At 40.0% G+C, this 17776-nt stretch carries 15 protein-coding genes; 8 read left to right on the top strand and 7 right to left on the bottom strand.

Annotated elements, in window-relative coordinates:
• Positions 1-110: 110 nt before the first annotated feature.
• The 4 genes from HWQ37_RS25965 to HWQ37_RS25950 form a co-directional block, all read right to left on the bottom strand.
• Positions 111-434 (bottom strand): helix-turn-helix domain-containing protein, encoded by a 324-nt coding sequence (locus HWQ37_RS25965; RefSeq protein WP_292752818.1) that lies wholly within the window; start codon positions 432-434, stop codon positions 111-113.
• 262 nt (positions 435-696) lie between these two features.
• Positions 697-1374 (bottom strand): hypothetical protein, encoded by a 678-nt coding sequence (locus HWQ37_RS25960; protein ID WP_292752814.1) that lies wholly within the window; start codon positions 1372-1374, stop codon positions 697-699.
• Between the two features lie 191 nt (positions 1375-1565).
• Positions 1566-2132: a hypothetical protein gene (locus HWQ37_RS25955; protein ID WP_292752812.1), complete on the bottom strand. Its 567-nt coding sequence runs from the start codon at positions 2130-2132 to the stop codon at positions 1566-1568.
• A gap of 23 nt (positions 2133-2155) precedes the next feature.
• On the bottom strand, positions 2156-2320 hold the full coding sequence (locus HWQ37_RS25950; protein WP_292752809.1) for a hypothetical protein: 165 nt from the start codon (positions 2318-2320) through the stop codon (positions 2156-2158).
• A gap of 49 nt (positions 2321-2369) precedes the next feature.
• Here HWQ37_RS25950 and HWQ37_RS25945 point away from each other — a divergent pair, with 49 nt between their 5' ends.
• A complete protein-coding gene (locus HWQ37_RS25945) occupies positions 2370-2723 on the top strand; it encodes a hypothetical protein (RefSeq protein WP_292752806.1) in 354 nt (117 codons plus the stop codon).
• Positions 2724-2757: 34 nt separating this feature from the next.
• Here HWQ37_RS25945 and HWQ37_RS25940 read toward each other — a convergent pair whose 3' ends face one another.
• Positions 2758-3642, bottom strand: coding sequence for an SDR family oxidoreductase (locus tag HWQ37_RS25940; protein ID WP_292752804.1), 885 nt, complete (start codon positions 3640-3642; stop codon positions 2758-2760).
• Positions 3643-3718: 76 nt separating this feature from the next.
• Complete coding sequence (locus HWQ37_RS25935; RefSeq protein ID WP_292752801.1) at positions 3719-4462, bottom strand: tetratricopeptide repeat protein; 744 nt, start codon at positions 4460-4462, stop codon at positions 3719-3721.
• A 520-nt stretch (positions 4463-4982) separates the two neighbouring features.
• Here HWQ37_RS25935 and HWQ37_RS25930 point away from each other — a divergent pair.
• The 7 genes from HWQ37_RS25930 (at position 4983) to HWQ37_RS25900 (ending at position 16450) form a co-directional block, all read left to right on the top strand.
• The gene (locus HWQ37_RS25930; RefSeq protein WP_292752798.1) at positions 4983-6689 is read left to right on the top strand and encodes a trypsin-like serine protease; all 1707 of its coding nucleotides are present in this window, start codon (positions 4983-4985) and stop codon (positions 6687-6689) included.
• A 662-nt stretch (positions 6690-7351) separates the two neighbouring features.
• Entirely contained in the window at positions 7352-10210 is a 2859-nt protein-coding gene (locus HWQ37_RS25925) for a DUF3131 domain-containing protein (RefSeq protein WP_292752795.1), read from the top strand.
• 367 nt (positions 10211-10577) lie between these two features.
• The gene (locus tag HWQ37_RS25920) at positions 10578-11636 is read left to right on the top strand and encodes a glycoside hydrolase family 26 protein (protein ID WP_292752793.1); all 1059 of its coding nucleotides are present in this window, start codon (positions 10578-10580) and stop codon (positions 11634-11636) included.
• A gap of 24 nt (positions 11637-11660) precedes the next feature.
• Positions 11661-13085: a DUF3131 domain-containing protein gene (locus tag HWQ37_RS25915; protein WP_292752790.1), complete on the top strand. Its 1425-nt coding sequence runs from the start codon at positions 11661-11663 to the stop codon at positions 13083-13085.
• A gap of 135 nt (positions 13086-13220) precedes the next feature.
• A complete protein-coding gene (locus HWQ37_RS25910; protein WP_292752787.1) occupies positions 13221-15203 on the top strand; it encodes a glycosyltransferase in 1983 nt (660 codons plus the stop codon).
• An 84-nt stretch (positions 15204-15287) separates the two neighbouring features.
• Positions 15288-16001, top strand: a complete 714-nt coding sequence (locus HWQ37_RS25905) for a PIG-L deacetylase family protein (RefSeq protein ID WP_292752785.1) — start codon at positions 15288-15290, stop codon at positions 15999-16001.
• Between the two features lie 89 nt (positions 16002-16090).
• Complete coding sequence (locus HWQ37_RS25900) at positions 16091-16450, top strand: STAS domain-containing protein (protein WP_292752782.1); 360 nt, start codon at positions 16091-16093, stop codon at positions 16448-16450.
• A gap of 9 nt (positions 16451-16459) precedes the next feature.
• On the opposite strand, the gene HWQ37_RS25895 is transcribed toward HWQ37_RS25900, so the two are convergent.
• Positions 16460-17650, bottom strand: a complete 1191-nt coding sequence (locus HWQ37_RS25895) for a SpoIIE family protein phosphatase (protein ID WP_292752780.1) — start codon at positions 17648-17650, stop codon at positions 16460-16462.
• Positions 17651-17776 lie beyond the last annotated feature (126 nt).

Here is a 17776-nt window from a genome sequence, read left to right as displayed (position 1 = left end):
TAGCCCAAAGAAACCTCACCCTGGTTATGCTACGCAAAACCTGTCCCTCTCCTTAGTAAGGAGAGGGATGTCCGCAAGGACAGGGTGAGGTTTTTGTTTGGTAATAATTATCAGACTACAATTGTCTGAGCGAATTTACGATTTTCAGGTTTAGGTTTAACTGTAATCTCTACGTCACTACCTAACTTGTTTAGATAAGCTATCAATCTATCAGTTGAAAAACCACTTAATCTACCTCTAATTAGTAGAGAAACTTTTGGTTGGTCTATTCCTAGAATTTCGGCTGCTTGAACTTGTGTTAAATTTAAATTAGTAATGATTTCACTGATTTTACGTACTAGTTCAGCTTTTAATAATCTTTCTTCGGGATTAGATAAACCTAAGTCAGCAAATACATTTCCGCTACTAACATCAACTTTATTTTCTTCGCCCATTTTTTTACTGTATTTTTTTGATTAAGTATGCTAAAACTAGCATATTATGTCAATAGGTAATTATATTGTATTAAATTAATCTACCAGAACCGCCTAAAATAATCGTGTAATGGAAAGTGCGATCGCCTAAAATAATCATGTAATGGAAAGTGCGATCGCATGAAATCATCAAGTAATGGAAAAATATAGTGTTGGGTTTCGCTTTACTCCACCCAACCTACAAATAACTTACAAGCAAATTTTTTGGCAATAAATATTCAATTTATCGATCAATTTTCTGCACTTTAAAACTTGAACCATTGGATGCCATAGTAATATAACCAGTATTTTCAGGATATTTATATGAAAATCTAAGTCCTGTCGCGCCAGTTCGAGCAAAGTCCCCAGCGACTATCTCGCCAATCATGTCAGGATTCATATTACCTGCTCCACTCGTCCACCACGGATTCAAACTGAAACCACGTCCATTAGAGGTAAAAACAACAAAACCTACGTTAGAGTTGCCATAGTCATACAGGCATGTAATATCCGTCCGTCCGCTCCCTGAAAATAGACCAGTGAGACATCTTCCGCGTGTACTACTGAAATTAAATTCTCCATCTCCTGAATCAAACCACACGACACCATCGACAAGAATCTGTATTCTGTTACGCCCCAGATCGTGTATGATTGCTTCCTGTTGTCCTCCTGTTCCACGGAAATTGCCAGACAGTCTTTTGACAATAGAGGATTTGGTAGGTCGTTCTGGAGGAGAAGCGCAAATACCAGCCCTTTCGCACAAATCTTTTGCATTAGCTGGTGACTGAAATACTCCAAGGCTGAAGCCAATACTTAAGAATACGAATCCTGCTGTTGTAATGCTTCTTAACACGGTCTTTGCTTTCATTAAGTTACATTCCGTTGCTCCTACTAAAACCCGATTAGTTAAATTCAGTCTCATGGTCAAATCCTTGTATTGTATTAAGTGTTTACCAAAAAAATTGCAGATTTTTCTAACTTTTTCTATGTCAGATTATTCTGCAATCAGCTTTTGTCAAGTCTGTGCGATCGCCTAAAATCATCAAGTAATGGAAAGTGCGATCGCCTAAAATCATCAAGTAATGGAAAGTGCGATCGCGCAAAATCATCGTGTTACTGATTAAACGAATCTAACCTTGCAGATTTCTCAATTAGATTCCAATCCTCAGGCTTCTTTCTTTGGTTGAGGAGATAAGAACAGTGTTCACCAATTCTCTTGTAATAATACTCACTATTAGTATTACTTGCATCATTTATGGCGGAATCTCGGATTAAACGCCACCAGTCTGCACGCCCCGTATTACTTAGGAACCACTCACAATGAGCAGCAATTCTCTTTTGGTAATAAGGCTGGTTGGAAATTGGTAGAGAAGCGATCGCATTTAACCTGATCTGCTCCCATAGAGGCTTTTCCTTTTCGCCTCTCAGATTCCACTCACAATGTTCGGTCGCTCGTTTGTAATAAGTGTCACTACTGGTGTTTCCTGCATCGTTGGTAGCGGCATTTCGGATATCTGACCACAGAGAAGCAAGCCCTCTAGAGTTAAGCGTCGCCTCACAAGAAGCAGCAACGCTTTTATAGTATTGTGTCTTGTTTTGGGCTGAAGCTTCTAAAACTGGTGTAAGAGCCAATATCAATCCTACAATGGGAAGCAAGCAATTTAATTTTTTATTGTTCATTTTTTATCCGTAATCAGCTTTTGTCAAGTTTGTGCGATCGCTTCTGCTATATCCCCTTTAAGAAGTTGGAGATATGAATACTGCTTATTCAAATACTCTACTGCTTGGTATAAATTTTGATGGTCAGAAAAGGTCGGAAAAAAGTCGGATCTTTTTGGTAGATTTACGTAAGCTTTTTTAATAAGCAAAGCTTATGGTGCGAATATCGTAGTTAACTTAGTATTTTCACGAAAATAAATGACGGGTGAAGAAGCGATCGCACTAGTTGAACAATTATTACCACAGGGACGCTTAACAAAAGTTCAAGAGATCGTCTTCCTTCAATCATGGGCAGGACAGACGTACTTAGACATGGCTGTAGAGTCTGGTTATGATCCTGGTTACATCAAAGATATTGGTTCGGCATTATGGCGATCGCTCTCTCAAGTTTTAGGAGAAAAAGTTACCAAAAATAATCTGCACGGAGTACTGAAACGAATCGCACAGCAACAAAAGGACACAAACGCCTCCTCAGTAATCATGAAGGAAATGTTCTGCCGTCAAGGGTTAAATTGCACCGCATACCATTTCTTTTTGAAGATGCATCTATAGAATTTACGCAAAATTACAACAATATAGGGGCAATTCATGAATTGCCCCTACTCACTGCTAACTCTTCTAATTCTTTTCGTAAAGATAACGGCTGATAACCCAATGCAAAAGCTTTGGAACTATCTAAAGAAACATCTGCCGGTCTAGGCGCTGCCATTTTTACATCTTGTTGTCGGCAGGATTTAAGTCCGGTTATGGGAAGTTGAAATACTTCTATTAATATCTGTCCAAAATCATAACGCGAAATCCGTTCTCTGCCACCTAAGTGAATGATGCCGTTAACTTTTTCTAATGCTAATAAAAGTCCCTTAGCGGCAGTTGTTCCACTTACGGGTGTACGAAATTCATCGATAAATAAACTTAGTTCTTGTTCGGCTTGTAAAGTTTGAATAAATGGCTGAATAAAACTTTTCGCTGTGGGTGTTGCTGCACCAAACATCAACGGCATCCGACACACTGCGGTCATCGGATATCTTTCTAGCATATCTGCTTCTGCGATCGCTTTTTGCTCACCGTACAGATTGATAGGACACACGGCATCTGCTTCTTGATATGGGGCATTTAAGCCATCAAAAACTAAGTCGCTTGAGGTAAAAGCACAAGGAATAGAATTATCCGCGCAAAGTCCGGCAATATTGCAGGATGCAATGACGTTAATTGCGTGGGATTCTTTGGGGTTAGTTTGACAAAAATTTGGTTGCGAATGTGCAGCAGTATGAATAACTTCTTCTGGTTTGACATCATTAAAGATACGTTTCAATTCCTGAAAATTTGTTAAGTTTGCTTTTAACATTTTGATGTCAGGAATCTCTAAGGGATGGGATAAATAAGTGCCGTAAATCTCCCATTCTTGTTTTGCAAGCTGGCAAAGATGCCATCCTAAAAAACCACTTGCCCCGGTGATTAACAATTTTTTCATGTCTAATCGTAAACCGTTCAAGAAAAATCCTGGCTACAGCAAGTTTATATTTTACACTGACTGGTGGCAATAAATACTATTGTATTAATTCCTGAAACTGCTTTTCATTACGCACTTTGCTAAAATCTGGGTCAGTTTTTGCTAATTTCTTGTATTTATCAGGAACAAGCTTGATTGCTTTATCTAGGTTCTCAATTGCTAATTCCAGATTATTTTGTAAAGCATAAGAGCAAGCTTTATTGTAATATGCTTGGTGCAAATCCGGCTTGATGGCGATCGCTCTATTATAAGATGCGATCGCATCTTGGTAGCGGTGCAGCTTTGTCAGAGCTATGCCTCGGTTAATCAAGGCTTCATATTTGTTGGGTTTGATGGCGATCGCTCTATCATAAGATTTTAGAGCGTCTTGGTAGCGTTGCAACGATGTTAGGGCGATGCCACGATTATACCAGGCTTCATATTTGTCGGGTTTGATGGCGATCGCTTTATCGTAAGATGTCAGAGCGTCTTTGTAACTTTGCAACGATGTTAAGGCTATACCACGGTTAATCCAAGCTTCAGGACTCTCAACTTTGATTGCGATCGCTCTATCATAAGCTTTTATAGCATCTTCATAACGTTGTCCATCTAATAAATGATTACCTTGATGAAAGAAATCTTCTGCTTTTTGCGTAGCCTTCGCTTCTATGAAAAGTTGGGTTACATTGCTTTCTTGGATAACTTGTGTAGTATTTTCTGCGGATGAGTTTGCCCCACCACTACAGCCAAATGCGAAGAAAGCTATCAAGCCAGATGCAACGAAGCAGTGCCGAAAAACCATGCTATACCTACAAAAATTATGAAATGATGTTAAAATTTGTGAGTTTTTTGAGTATCATCAAAATACACTAGTTTTTACCCATTAATTTAGTTATATTTTCAGAAAGAGCTTTGTTGACTACACATCAAACTTTATTAAAATCAAGAGTACATAACATTATCATATCAAATACACCTAAAGCAATTACTTAGAACATATTTTACTCAAAAAACAATTACAGAAAAGTATTGGGCGAATAGAATTCGCTACTACACAAACAAAGTCCACCTCCGTGGACTAAGAAAAAATCAATAGTTTTTAACCTGCGTTCGCGTAGCGTTCCGCAAGGAAAGGCAGGTAAAGTCTCGTGTAGCCGCGACTTCTAGTCGCCAGGGCTAGTAACTGTATTCTGTATTCTGTATTCATTTTGAATTTTGAATTCAGCCTTGCGGTGCTAGTGAATTACTAATGCTCTGAGATAATTTTTGGGCAATAATTTGTATATTTCGTATTCATAATTTTCTATTAAGGATCTAAAACTATGTCTATTTTCTCCCCTGATGGTCGGACAAAAGTTAGCAATACAACAACTTTTCCGTTTAGCGCTGTCGGAAAGATAAGAATACATTGGAAAGGCGCTGATGGGGTTATTAATACTGCTGATGATATTATCGTCAACGGTTCTGGCGCAATGATTGATCCCTACCACTTTTTAACAGCAGGACACTGTGTTTATGATACGAGATATGGGGGTTGGGCAGATCAAATTGAGGTAATGCTTGGTTCTAGAGGAAATATCATTGCTGGTACAAATCGGGCTGACTACGAATACTATAGTGAAGCTAAATCTGTTTATACACGTTCTTTGGAAGGATGGACTCAAGGAGATCAGACTAAAAGCGAAACTTTTCAATACGATCTAGGATTGGTTACTCTTGACCGCAATATTGGAAACTTCACTGGCTGGTTTAACTATGGATATGACGATAATCTCAGCAGTGGAACTTTAATGAATGTCACTGGATATCCTTCTGATAAATTTGATGCTAACAGCGATGGGAAATCTGACAATTATGATATGTGGACTCAGAGTGGAAAAATCACAAGTACAACTGAATTGAGCTTGCGTAGTAATGAACTAGATATCATACCTGGAAATAGTGGAGGCCCTCTCTGGCTTTATAAGTCCGACACAAATAAACCGACTATTTATGGAGTAGCTTCCAATGAGACAACCACTAACAATAATCCGCTTTACAACGAGTTCACCCGAATTACAAGCACTCGATATAACCAGATTCAAAACTGGATCGGCCAAGACACTACTGCGCGCCAACCCACTGACAAAGCTGATTTAGTAGATTCTGACGTGTGGTTTAACACAACCCGTGGAAGTTTTAATAATAATAATATCAAACAGGGCGACAATTTCAGCATTACAGTCTATCCTCGCAACAATGGTACAGCCGCAACAGGCACTTTCTCGGTTTCTTTTTATGCTTCCACTGATGCTGATATCACTAATAGTATTGGTTCTCTTTATCTAATTGGTAATATAAATGTTTCTTCTATTAACCCATTCAATTCAGGAACAGCGACATGGAACGGTGCGTTTCCTAATATCCCAGTTGGAAATTATTACGTTGTTTCATTTCTAGATCCAACTAATTCAATCCCAGAGTTTGATGAAAGTCTAAGCAGCAACCAAAAGGTATTTAGAACTTTACTCACTGTCACCAATAGTGCGATATTACCATCAACTGTTAGCTCTCCTTTATCAGCCCGTGAAGAAAATATCACCACAGATACAGCCAATATTAATGAAACTGGTAATAACCGGCTAAATGGTGGAAATAGCAATGACATCCTGATAGGGGGAAGTGGTAACGATACTTTTGTTGGAGGTTTAGGTAATGATACCCTAACAGGAGGAAGTGGATCTGATGTTTTTATTATTAATACCCCTTCTGAAGGAATTGATCACATTACAGATTTTTCGTCCTTAGATGACACAATTTATGTTTCTAAAGTAGGGTTTGGAGGTGGACTTAGTGAGGGTATACTTCAAGCCACGCAATTTTTTATCGGTTCAGTAGCAAAAGATAGCAGCGATCGCTTCATTTACAACAATAATACAGGGGGTTTATTTTTTGATGCTGATGGTACAGGCTCATCTGGTCAAATCCAAATTGCTCAACTAGCAATCGGTCTAGCCATAACTAATAGAGATATTTTCGTTATTGCCTAAAATATTCGAGGCTTTACAATACCTCATTTTTTCATAAATTAAACCGATTCCTATTTTTTACGAACCGCAGTAGACGCTTTGCGGCTTCCCGCAGGGTGGCGCAGAGGACGCAGAGAAAGAAAAGAAAGAGAAGGAAAAAATTGCTTAACTGAACTGTATTGTTCCATAACTAGTACAGCACGGCGGAAGTAAACCACCCATTTCAAATCTATGAAACGCTTACGCTGTATTCATTTTTAATTTTTAATTTTTAATTTTTAATTCCGCCTTGCGGTACTAGCCCTTGAAAGTTTCATATTTTTACGTATACAGATGACATTTAAGCAAACAATATAGAAAATTTCCGTATAATTCACCCTGATATCCAGAACTATTCCGAATATCATCCTCCATTAAGACACTATATAAAAAATGAAGTCGGAAGTCCGAAGTCGCAAGTATTAAATTAAGTCAGAAACTCCGGGGTGGGGTTTTTACCTACCAACAGATACAAGGACTGTTTCTCTGACGAGACGCTAGCGCGAACGCGCCACAAGAGGCGAGGTTTTGAACCTTCACTTTTTTGATCAAGCCATCACAAAAAGAATAGACCTGGTAAAACTCGATTTATGAATTATAACTGTACAGACGGGCTATGACGCTCTTAACTTCTTCTTGAAATTATGATATACAAACTCCCTCAACAAAAGCTGTTGAGATGGATTGCATTGTTCCTAATTGGAACATTTCTGCAATTTTTGTTTTACATCCCGACACCAGTCTTATCTCAAAATTCTAATAGCTGTAGTAATATTACAACCCCGCTCACATCTGAAGAACAAACTTATGCTCGTGCGGCTTGGCAGTATTTTGTCAAAAATTATCAGCCAGCAACGGGATTTACCAATTCTACTGGGGGTTATCCTTCAGGTACACTCTGGGATATGGGTAACTACCTGATGGCATTGAATTCTGCACGCTGGTTGAATCTTACCGATCAAGCAGACTTTGATTCTCGCCTGAATAAGTTTTTAACAACTCTCAATAGCCTGAAATTATTTGAAGATACCTTGCCCAATAAAGTCTATAATGCAGCCACTGCACAGATGGTCGATTATGGCAACAATCCACTAGAGCAGGGTATTGGTTGGTCTGCTTTGGATGTTGGGCGAATACTGGCTGCATTTGATGTCATCCGTACCTGTCATCCTCAATATAATGAGTGGCTCAAAGGAATTGTAGCGAAGTGGCAGGTGGCGCGATCGCTCAAAGATGGACAACTTTATGGCGCTACTGTTCTTCCTGACAAGAAAACCTTACTAGTGCAAGAGGGACGACTCGGCTACGAAGAATACGGCGCTAGGGGTTATCAACTTTGGGGTTTCTCAGCACCCAAGGCGATCGCTTTTGAGCCGTTTAAGTTAGTTGAAATTAATGGTGTGCAAATTCCCGTTGATAGCCGTGACTTTCAAAGCACCAACGCTAACAATTACGTTGTCAGTGAGTCTTATATCCTTGATGGGATTGAATTTGGCTTGCAAGGTGAGTTAGCTGATTTTGCTGCTAGGGTTTTAGATGTGCAAAAACGGCGTTTTGATACCACAGGTCAGTTAACGGCGGTAACAGAAGATAATATCGACCAAGCACCTTATTTTCTCTACAACACCGTTTACGCCAACGGTACAAACTGGGCAACTATTACTGATGCCAATCAACCTTACCCACAGTTTCGCAGCATCAGTACAAAAGCTGCTTTTGGCTGGCGCTATCTGTTTCCAGAGAATGCTTATGCCCAAAAAGTTTTTGATGCAGTCAAGGATCTCCGCAGTCCTGAAGATAGCGGTTATTATGCTGGGATTTATGAAGAATCAAAACAACCCAACAAGGCTTTGACAGGTAATACTAATGGGTTAATTTTGGAGATTTTATACTACAAAGCTAGGGGAAATCACCCTTTAATTAGTTCTGGTTCTGTGAGTAGTTCTAGTGTTAAGCCTAGTGAAAATGCTTCTTCAGCAACACCGACAAATTCTACTCCCCAGCCCAGTGAGAATACTTCTCCTGCAACACCGACAAATTCTACTCCCCAGCCTAGTGAGAATACTTCTCCTATAACCCCTCCAACTTCTACGCCTCCCACTGCAACCCCTGCGGATACTTCTAAACCGACAGAGGTAGCTGTTGCACCTATTGCACCAGTGGATAGTCCTAAGCCATTAAACCTCAAATTAGATCGATCGCTAACACCTATTGAACGGCGCTATGCAGAGGCGGCTTGGCGATACTTTCAAGCAAATTATCACTCTAAAAGTGGGCTGATAGACGATCGCAGTGATTTCAAAGGTGCAACCCTCTGGGGCTTAGGAGATTATCTCGCAGCCCTCCATGCAGCGCGATCGCTCGATACAATTACTCCCAAAGAATTTGACCGCCGCACCCGCCATCTTTTAGCAGTATTGACAAAGTTACCGTTATTTGCTGGTGAATTGCCGAGTCGGAGTTATGATACCAGAACCCTGCAATCAATAGATTATGGTGGCAATCCAGTTGCAGAAGGAAATGGTTGGTCAGCTTTAGATTTAGGTAGAATGCTGGCAGGACTTTACAACTTAAAAAGCTGTCATCCAGAATACACGGCTGCGGTAGATAAAATTGTCCTGGATTGGTCATACTTGCGTGTGGTGCGCGAAGGTATTCTTTCTAGTGCGATCGTTACCAAAGAGCAAGATGGGCGATATTTGACCCGCGTTAACCCAGAAATCCGCTTGGGTTATGAAGAATATGCCGCTCGTGCTTTTCAACTATGGGGGTTTAATCTTGAGCGTTCTGCTGTTGGGGGTGAATATCAAACTGCCTCAGTGGAGGGATTGAAAGTCCCAATTCAACGCCATCGCACAGATACTAATTCTAAAGTTAACCAATACACAGTTAGCAATCCTTTTGTACTCTATGCATTGGAGTTTGGACTAGATCCACAAATGCGATCGCTCTTTGAACCAATTTTTCAAGCACAAGCTGAACGTTACCATCGCACCGGCACACTCACAGCCTCAGCCACCACCTTAATCGATCGCAAACCTTACACCCTCCACAGTACAATTACTGGACAAGGGGAGTCTTGGGTAGCTTTAGGAGATGACGGTAAATCAGTACCAAAAGGGCGATTGGTAAGTACAGCAGTCGCTTTTGCTTATAATGCCCTGCTGCCAGACGACAAGTACACTCAAGAATTATTACAAGGAATCACTGACTTATATAACCCATTAACGGGATTTTATGAGGGCTTCTATGAAACCACAGGTAAAACCGCAATTGGTTTTACTAGCAGCACCAACAGTATGATTTTGCAATCCTTGTTGTACAAACTGACGAATCGTCAACCCCTAATTCGTCCCACTACTAGCATGAACTCTCCTTGGTGGAAAGAAATTTCTCAGGGAAATTCTGGGCGAGGTTTACCCAACACCGCCACACAACAAACCAAATTAATTTCTGATAGTTCGGGAAATTACTGGGTTTCAGGTAGCAAAATACTCCCCTAAAAACTGGTACAAAGGTTAAGTCAACTTAACGTTAAAAGGGCGGTTAGAAACCGCGTCTACACAGACGAAACCCGCCTACGCGGGTTAAAAATATTAATTTTCTCTTAGTCCGCGTGGTGCGCCTTCGCAAAGCGTCTCTAAGAGTTGCGCAGCGCAAGCGCGATAGGCGGACTTGGTTTGTGTAGCCGCGAATTCCATTCGCCCAGGCTTAAGTTGACTTGCACATTTGGGATGCTCCCAATTGAAAAGCCCTGTTTGTTATTAATCAGTCGTATTTGGGAATACTTGTACATGAGTCAAGACAGTCGGCAGCTTGCATGAGCAAAAGACATTTCGATTCAAAATCTCTGATTATTCTTTTAAATTTATGAATAAGGTACTACTAGCGTTGATGATGCTAATTTTACCAGGAAGTATCTTTCCGAGTAAAAATTTAATAGCGATCGCTGATGCCTCAAAGCAACTAGAAAACCGGAAAGTAAACCAAATTCGCAACCCAACAGCTGCCAATGCTCCTGTACTACTGGGATTATATACTCCAGATTACATCGGAAATCAAAGTACAATTGACAGCCAATTGCGTCAAATCGATCAATGGACTGGTAAACGCCATTCTATTGCCGGATTTTTCTTTGATATCGAAGACTCGAATCCTGGCTACAATATCCCAGTTTCTTTAGAACAACTCAAACAAAACGGATACACAGCTTTTATTAATCTCAAATCCACTCGTTCAGCAGCGCAGATTGCTAACGGAGATGTAGATAGTTCTCTGCGGAAAGTGGCAAAAGCATACTCTGAATGGGCAAATAAAGGTGAGAATCGGATTGCGTTAATTGCTCCCTTGCAAGAGATGAATATTCCTGGAGAAGCATACAGTAAAGACCCCCAAAACTTTAAGTTAGCTTACCAACATATCCAAAAGATATTTAAAGAGGCTGGTGTATCTTCACAAGCAATCCGTTGGGTATTTGCGCCTAATGGTTGGAGTGAAAACAATGAACATCGCTTTGAAAATTACTATCCTGGGGACAAGTCAGTAGATGTAGTTGCGTTTAGTTCGTACAACTGGGGGTATTGTAATAATTCTTCTTGGAAACATTGGAGTAGCCCGAAAGAAGTTTTTGAACCATATATCAAACGGATGAAAATTATGGCTCCTAGTAAGCCGATTTTCATCGCTCAAACAGGGAGTACAAGTAATACCCAAAAGGGTTTAGAAAACAATGCTAAAGACCAATGGTTACGAGACTCTTATACTCAGCTACCTGCAATGGGTGTAAGAGCTATCCTTTACTTCAATATTAATAAAGAATGTGATTGGGCAATTAACAGTAATAGCGGTAAATCTGCTGGTTATAAAGATGCGCTAAAAAATCCGGCTTTGGGCTATTTATCCCCGGCTGAATTAGCAAAGAAAATATAAATGGCAACAACTGGGATTAAAAGCATGATTTTCCAATCAGTTTTGTACGCAACGACAAATCAGCAACCCTTGTTTTGTCCTAGTACAGTGACATGGCAATGCTCTCTTACCCCATTTATGATTATTGCTGCTCCTGATAACTTTAACCCGGATATCCAAACACCACCACAACAAAGCGCTCCCAAACCTACTGCTCCCACAGTCAGTCCACTAAAACCAAAACCAACACCTACCCCAGAAAAATCTCCTACTCCTACGCCAACAACTTCTTTACCACAATTAACCCAAGAAGCAGATCAAATTGCCGCGAGTCGGGCTTGGAAGTATTTTGAGCGTAATTGGAATCCCCAAACAGGTTTAGTAAATTCCGTAGATAATTTACCCTGGACAACTTGGTGGGATCAAGGTAGCGCTTTATTGGGAATTCATGCGGCTCGCCAGTTAGGGTTATTGTCACAAGAGATGTTTCAACAGCGAATGAATGTATTGCTAGAAACGTTAGAAAAACTGCCGTTACCTGCAACTAATTTGCCCAACAAAGCTTATAGTACCCGAACTGTCCAAATGCGTCATCTCAATGACACGCCCGATCCCAAGGGGACAAGTGGTTGGTCAGCTTTGGATTTGGCGAGATTTTTATTAGGATTACATGTTATGCGATCGCATTATCCAGAATATAGCGATCGCATTAACCACATTGTCGCCCGGTGGCATTTATCGAAACTTGTCAAGCATGGTTGGTTAAATGGTGCAATTCCCAGAGCCGGAAGACTTATCGAAGTCCAGGAAGGGCGATTAGGCTATGAGCAATATGCTGCTCACAGTTTAAAGTTGTGGAATATTCAAGCTACTAATGCTCTCTCTAATCCACCAATCAAAACCGTTGAAATAGATGATATTACTTTAACAATCGATGAGCGTAATTTCAAAAACTCTGGAGCTAGCAACTATCTAACCAATGACCCTTATTTGCTTTGGGGTTTAGAAATGGGTTGGAATGATACTGTGAAACCTCAAGTGCGAAATCTGCTTAAGGTGCAACAACAAAGGTTTAAACGCACTGGAATTTTAACTGCTGTAAATGAAGATTCTTTAGATCGTCCTCCTTACTTTCTGTATTACAGTGTTTACTCTAATGGTCAAGCTTGGCAAGCCGTTAACACTACAGGAAAAGCCTATCCTCAATTACGCTTTGTCAGTACAAAAGCAGCATTTTCTTGGTTTGCTCTCATGCCAGATGAGCCTTACACAAAAATGCTGCGAGACTTTGCTCAAAATTTATCCGATAAAAATCACGGCTATCTTTCAGGACGATATGAAAATTCCCGTCTCGGTGTTAATGCTTCCTTTGACGTAAATACAAACGCGATAATTTTAGAAAGTCTGCTTTACAAAGCTAGAGGCAGAAAACCACTAGTACAACCAGGCGTAAATAAACCACCCATTTGAAATGTCGAAACCCTTACGCAATCATAATTACGAATTACGTTAGCGTAGCGGTAGCGAGTCATCGAGCGTCATTACGAATTACGCCTTGCGGTACTAGTCACTCTCCAACAATCTAAAATCTAAAATAGTACTCAAATGACTTCAGTTTCTCTTATTGATAATTCCTCAAACTTTTCTGGTAACAGCCGCTCATCACTCAAAAAAAGAACGCTATTATTTCGTTATTTAGCAGAAATCAATTTAATTTTTGGTATCTGGTATTTGCAATGGCGCATTACTGATTCGATCAATTTTGATGCCCTTTGGATTTCTATTCCTTTGCTGATAGCAGAGATTTACAGCTATTTCGGTGGCGTAATGTTTGTAATTGGGTTATGGCGACCTTTAGTCAGACAAATTAAATCTCTCGACCAGATGACCCCACCCATACCCAGAGCCGACTGGCCAACAGTGGATGTGTTTGTAACCTGCTACAATGAGCCACCGAAAATTGTCGAAGAAACTGCCAAAGCTGCTCTAGCAATGGATTATCCGCCAATCAAGTTACGGGTTTATGTGCTGGATGATGGTAATTCGGCTGATATGCGAGCGATGACAGAAAGATTGTGTATTGAAGATTTGCAGTCACCACAATTACAGCTAGAAGCCGAACGGATTGATAGAGAACATTCTAGTTTGTTGGAGCGCTTGAAGCAACTGGAAAATCTCACACCCAATACTCAAGCTGCTGAACAATGGCTGCAAACATCATCAGAATCGGTGGTGAACCAGCCGGGCGGTGGATTTGTGCAAAGTTTGCGATCGCTGATTCTTTGGCTACCTCCGACTCATCAAAGTATTAGCGATCGCTTAATTACCGAACGGAAAGCTTTAGAAGAAGCTATTCGCAAAAAAGAACTAGAACTAGTTGAACTCGCTCGTTTTCGCTACATTGCTCGTCCCAAAACTCCTGGTGTAGCACATCATGCGAAAGCAGGGAACATCAATTACGCAATTTTTTCTGGAGAAACGGCAGGAACTTTTATTGTGACTCTAGATGCTGACCACATTCCCAAGCCAAGTTTCCTCAAGCGAGTTCTGCCTTATTTCTACACCTATAATCTTTCAACAGGAAAATACGACCAAAATCAAATTGCTTTTGTACAGACTCGCCAGGATTTTTACAATATTCCTCCAGGCGATCCTTTTGGACATCGAGCAAATTTATTTTATGGGCCACTTCAACAAGGTAAAGATGGCATGAATGCTGCCTTCTATACAGGCACAAATGCGATCCTCAGACGTGAAGCATTAGTTAGTGTCGGACTGCAAAATTTTGCTGATGAATTTGCCAAAGATGAAAAACGTTTAGATGAATTTGATTTAGTTGGTGGCGTATCCAGTAATAGTATTACAGAAGATATGAATACAGCCATGCGTCTGCATAGTGCTGGCTGGAAATCTATTTATCACAATGAACTTTTGGCAGAAGGTTTAGCGCCAGAGGATCTAAGTTCTACTCTTAAACAGAAGTTACGCTGGGCGCAAGGAACTATCCAAGTGCTGGTGAGGGAAAATCCACTGACAAAATCAGGGCTAACATTTTGGCAAAGGTTGCAATATTTCAAGACGATGTATAGTTATTTCTCTGGTTTTGCAACTCTGGTTTTTATTTCTTGTCCAATTATCTATTTTTTTACGGATATTGTTCCAGTTAAAACCTACGGGACTGACTTTGCTGTACACTTTTTCCCAGCTTTCATTATTAACCGTCTGACTTTCCTTGCAGCTACTTGGGGAATTCCAGCTAGAGAAGTATGGCGTTCTGAACAATATGCGATCGCTTTATTTCCCTTGTTAATCCAAGCTGTATGGAGTGTGTTAACAGGACAAAAACTTAGTTTCCAAGTCACACCCAAGCAGAGACAATCCGGGATTTATCTCCGGCTAGTTTGGCCGCAGTTGCTTGTTTTTATCCTTACCATCTTGGGGATATTATGGAGCCTTTACCGATTCGCAATTGGCCAATTAAATAATCCTGATGTTCACCTGCTTAATAGTGCATGGGCTATCTATAATTTATTCCTTTTGTGGGCGATCATCCGTGCATCTGTTTGGCAGCCTTCAAAAGATGTTTAAGAGGCTAGCAAGAAAATCTGGGAAAGGGCAGGTGAATAACTCATGACTGCTGACTTGCAAATCTAATTTAGAAAGAAAACAGCTATGAACACTTATTCAGATTTTAACAACTCTGGTCAGCGAACTGTCTTAACAATTTATGCTCATGCTGATGATGAAGTTCTACCTGCTGCTGGTACTCTCAGTCTGATGTCTCAAGCAGGATGGAATGTTCGTTGCTTAATTTTGACTGACGGTGGCCTTTCTAGTTCGCCTGTGAAGGGTACACGTCATCAAGAAGCAGATGCAGCTGGTAAAATCATCGGTGCTACTTACGAATTTCATGCACTTGAGGAGTGCAATTTCACCACACAAGCAGTGATTAAAGTTACAGAAGAAGCTCTTGGGCGTTGGCAACCGGATCTGATTATTACTCACGCACCACAACCTGAAAAATATGGACATAGAGATCATGAAGTGTGTGCGATCGCAGTTTCTAATGTTGCTACCCGCAAAAATATACCCTTGTGGTATTCAGCACCACCTGTTTTTTTGCGCGGTTTTGAACCCAACTTTTTTGTAGATATCACCTCTGTAATTGAGGAAAAAGTCGCAGCCATCGGTTGTTATGAATCAGAGTTAAATAAAGCATTTATGCAACTTGATGCCATACTTGTTCTGTCTCGTTTCTGGGCAAGAGAGTTAGGTCAGAAAGATGGCTATTTTGAAGCTTTTGAAATTTCTCGCCAATGGGTTGATGCTAGCTTTTTTAAGGCGATCGCAAATAGTAGTAATCAGCAAGTAGTAAAACAAAGCTAATTGCTGATTTTATCTATTGCGGTTTACATTAGGCCAATGCCAAAATATAACTACATAGTTTTCAAACAAAATAATCGGAAAATAAAATCATGGCTTTAAGTGTAAAAGTACTAGAATTATCTGGAATTTTAGATGGTATTAGAGGTAATGAACTACGTCGGGAAGTTACCGATATGCTAGCAAATGGAGCCGATATTTTGTTGATTGACATGAAAGAAGTAAAGTTTATTGATAGCTCTGGTTTAGGTGCTTTAGTATCAGCAATGCAAATGGTACGAATTGCTAACGCTAAACTGTTCGTTTGTTCGATCAGCGATCAAGTTAGGATGTTGTTTGAACTGACTAAAATGGATAGAATTTTTAAAACATTTGCTGATAAAGATGAATTTTACCGCCAAGTGTTGGCAATACAATACACTGGTAGCCAATCCAAAACTCCAGATGCATAGTTGACTGTTCTAACCAAAGTTGACTTTTACTAAAGATAAGTCATCATCAAGATTATCTTGAGCATTTAAGGTGAGAATATTCGCTAAAAGTTGATTTAGATTAAAGGTATTTATCTGAGTATATTTGGTTAGTAAGTCAATGAAAGCATCAATCCCCCAAATTTCACCATCTGACTGATTAATTTCATAAGCACCATCACTAAAGATGTATAAAGTGCTGTTTGGTTCGACTTCCAAAACTGCATCCTCAAATTGAACTTCAGGTAAAAAGCCAATTGGTAAATCTAAAGAAGTTAGTTGTTTAACTTCGATGTTATTAGTGGAGGTATTAGATAACAGTAAAGCTGGTGGATGTCCGGCGTTAGCATAGATGAGTTGACGTTTAAGGCGGTGATAAACTCCATACCAAATCGTAAAGTATTTATCACCGTGCTTGTTCATTTGGAAGGCATGATTGAGAGCTTTTAAGACTTCACTTGGTTGACAAAAGTTAGTGTTTGGTAGAGATTGCGATCGCAAAATATTCAGCACTGATACCGATAGCAGGGCTGAACCCACCCCATGACCTGATACATCTAACAAATAAATTGCCAAATGATCCTCATCAATCCAATGATGGTCGAAGCAATCACCCCCTAGTTGTGCTGAAGGAATAAACAGATTTTCTGTAGTTACTGCTCCTACAAGCGGTGAGGGTAAAAGCGATCGCACATAGTCAGCAGCCTCAAACAATTCGGCTTCCAAAATTTGCTTTTGAGTTTGCAAATCCTGATTTAGTGTCTCTAAAGCTTGCTTTTGACTTTGTAAATCCCGATTTAGCTGGTGTAACCTTAGTCCTGCTCTTACCCGTGCTTTCAATTCATTCATCTCTATTGGTTTAGAGATAAACTCATCTGCTCCAGCATCAAGTCCCCTAACTCTATCTTCCTCTTCTCCTCGAGCGGCTCCCCTAGCTGTTAATAGAATAAAAAAAGTAGTTGCTAACTTTGGATCTGTTTTAATTCGCCGACACACTTCTAGCCCATCTACCTGAGACATCATCCAGTCACAGATAATCAGAGCCGGATGTAACAGTTGTGCTTGGATAATTCCTTCTTCGCCATTGCTAGCTACAGTAGTCTCATAACCCTGCCTTTGGAGTGTACTTTTCAGTACTGCTCGCACTGTCGGATCATCATCAATAACCAGAATTTTAAACATAAATTATAGTTGACTAAATAAAATGATTGGTGAATAGTTACTTTAATTTAAGTTATATTAAATTTAGTTTTTAATGTATAGTAAAAATACTCAAATTAAATAAACTAATTAAAGAATATGATGATT

Source organism: Nostoc sp. NMS4, from assembly GCF_017115095.1.
Taxonomy (GTDB): domain Bacteria; phylum Cyanobacteriota; class Cyanobacteriia; order Cyanobacteriales; family Nostocaceae; genus Nostoc.
This window is presented reverse-complemented; position numbering and strand designations above follow the sequence as displayed.

Bases quoted from the DNA above. Each gene is read 5' to 3' on its own strand.
- HWQ37_RS25960 (WP_292752814.1), bottom strand. From the start codon at position 1,374: ATGAGACTGAATTTAACTAATCGGGTTTTAGTAGGAGCAACGGAATGT.
- HWQ37_RS25930 (WP_292752798.1), top strand. From the start codon at position 4,983: ATGTCTATTTTCTCCCCTGATGGTCGGACAAAAGTTAGCAATACAACA.
- HWQ37_RS25915 (WP_292752790.1), top strand. From the start codon at position 11,661: ATGATTTTCCAATCAGTTTTGTACGCAACGACAAATCAGCAACCCTTG.
- HWQ37_RS25925 (WP_292752795.1), top strand. From the start codon at position 7,352: ATGATATACAAACTCCCTCAACAAAAGCTGTTGAGATGGATTGCATTG.
- HWQ37_RS25905 (WP_292752785.1), top strand. From the start codon at position 15,288: ATGAACACTTATTCAGATTTTAACAACTCTGGTCAGCGAACTGTCTTA.
- HWQ37_RS25900 (WP_292752782.1), top strand. From the start codon at position 16,091: ATGGCTTTAAGTGTAAAAGTACTAGAATTATCTGGAATTTTAGATGGT.
- HWQ37_RS25955 (WP_292752812.1), bottom strand. From the start codon at position 2,132: ATGAACAATAAAAAATTAAATTGCTTGCTTCCCATTGTAGGATTGATA.
- HWQ37_RS25945 (WP_292752806.1), top strand. From the start codon at position 2,370: ATGACGGGTGAAGAAGCGATCGCACTAGTTGAACAATTATTACCACAG.
- HWQ37_RS25965 (WP_292752818.1), bottom strand. From the start codon at position 434: ATGGGCGAAGAAAATAAAGTTGATGTTAGTAGCGGAAATGTATTTGCT.
- HWQ37_RS25895 (WP_292752780.1), bottom strand. From the start codon at position 17,650: ATGTTTAAAATTCTGGTTATTGATGATGATCCGACAGTGCGAGCAGTA.
- HWQ37_RS25935 (WP_292752801.1), bottom strand. From the start codon at position 4,462: ATGGTTTTTCGGCACTGCTTCGTTGCATCTGGCTTGATAGCTTTCTTC.
- HWQ37_RS25920 (WP_292752793.1), top strand. From the start codon at position 10,578: ATGAATAAGGTACTACTAGCGTTGATGATGCTAATTTTACCAGGAAGT.
- HWQ37_RS25910 (WP_292752787.1), top strand. From the start codon at position 13,221: ATGACTTCAGTTTCTCTTATTGATAATTCCTCAAACTTTTCTGGTAAC.
- HWQ37_RS25940 (WP_292752804.1), bottom strand. From the start codon at position 3,642: ATGAAAAAATTGTTAATCACCGGGGCAAGTGGTTTTTTAGGATGGCAT.